1 protein-coding gene and 1 pseudogene are annotated in these 1082 nt (G+C 72.4%); both read left to right on the top strand.

Translation table 11 applies throughout. From position 1 onward, the window contains the following. Window positions 1–101, top strand: a pseudogene (locus ACWDNU_RS46830) (sugar ABC transporter ATP-binding protein); the annotation flags it as partial. A gap of 50 nt (window positions 102–151) precedes the next feature. Next, window positions 152–940 carry a type II secretion system F family protein gene (locus tag ACWDNU_RS46825; protein ID WP_355280891.1) on the top strand — a complete coding sequence of 263 codons (789 nt, stop codon included), beginning with the start codon at window positions 152–154 and terminating at the stop codon, window positions 938–940. Window positions 941–1082 lie beyond the last annotated feature (142 nt).

The raw sequence follows: 1082 nt of genomic DNA, 5'->3' as shown, positions 1-1082 counted from the left end.
CGGACGGCGTCGGGAAGCGGTACGGGCCGACCGTGGCGCTGCACGACGTCAGCCTCACCGTGCGGCCCGGCGAGTCGCACGCACTCGTCGGCGGGAGAGGTGACTTCGGTACCGGACGAGGAATCGACGACAGAACGGCACGGAGGTGGCGATGGCGGTCGGACTGCTCTGTTGCGCGGTGGCGGTGCTGCTGCTTCCCGCCGCGGGCGATCGACGGCGTTTTCAACGATTGTTCGGTGCGGGCGGGACGCGCGCGATACGACGGATACCGGTGGCGTTGGGTGCGGGAATCGGCCTGGGGTGCACGGCATTCGCGCTGGGGATCGGGACGGGGCTGGCGGTGCTCATGGTGGGCGTCACCGTCGCGGTGCGGAATCGGCGCGGTCATGGTGAGCGTGTGCGCCGGACGGAGTGCGGTCATCTCCTGGCCGGTCTCGAGGCGGTCGTCGGTGAACTGCGGGTCGGCGCGCATCCGAGCGCTGCCGCCGAAGCCGCGGCCGCGGAGTCCCGCGGGGAAGCGGCCCGGGTGCTCGCGATCAGCGCGGGCCGCAGCAGGCTCGGCGGTTCCGGGGCCGACGGCTGGCTGCACCCGGAGTCGCCGGTCGCCGAGGAACTGTCGCGGGTCGCCACCGCCTGGCGGGTCGCCGAAGAACACGGCCTCGCCCTGGCGGAACTGCTGTCCGCCGCCAGGACCGACCTGCTCGGCCGCATCCGCTTCCGCGACCGCACCGAAGCCGCCCTCGCCGGCGCCCGCGCCTCCGCCACGGTCCTCGCCGGCCTACCCCTGGTCGGCATCGGCCTCGGCCAGCTCATGGGCGCCGCACCACTGTCGGTGCTCTTCGGTTCCGCCGCAGGCGAACTGCTCCTGCCACTAGGCGCAGGCCTGGCCTGCTGTGGATTGCTGTGGACAGATGCCATCACCCGCCGAGGAACAGCGTGATGCCCCTGGCCCGGGCTCCCGGTCAGACGTATCGACGCAGGCCCCACTTCGCGAGAGGTCGCGATGTCAGGAGGAGGACAGGCGACGATCAGCAACCACGGTGACCTGGTCCCGGCTCCCAGCCTCCGGCGCTATCGCTGAC

This window comes from Amycolatopsis sp. NPDC003676 (assembly GCF_053587275.1).
The sequence above is the reverse complement of the archived record's forward strand: the minus strand, read 5'-3'. Positions and strand labels throughout refer to the sequence as shown.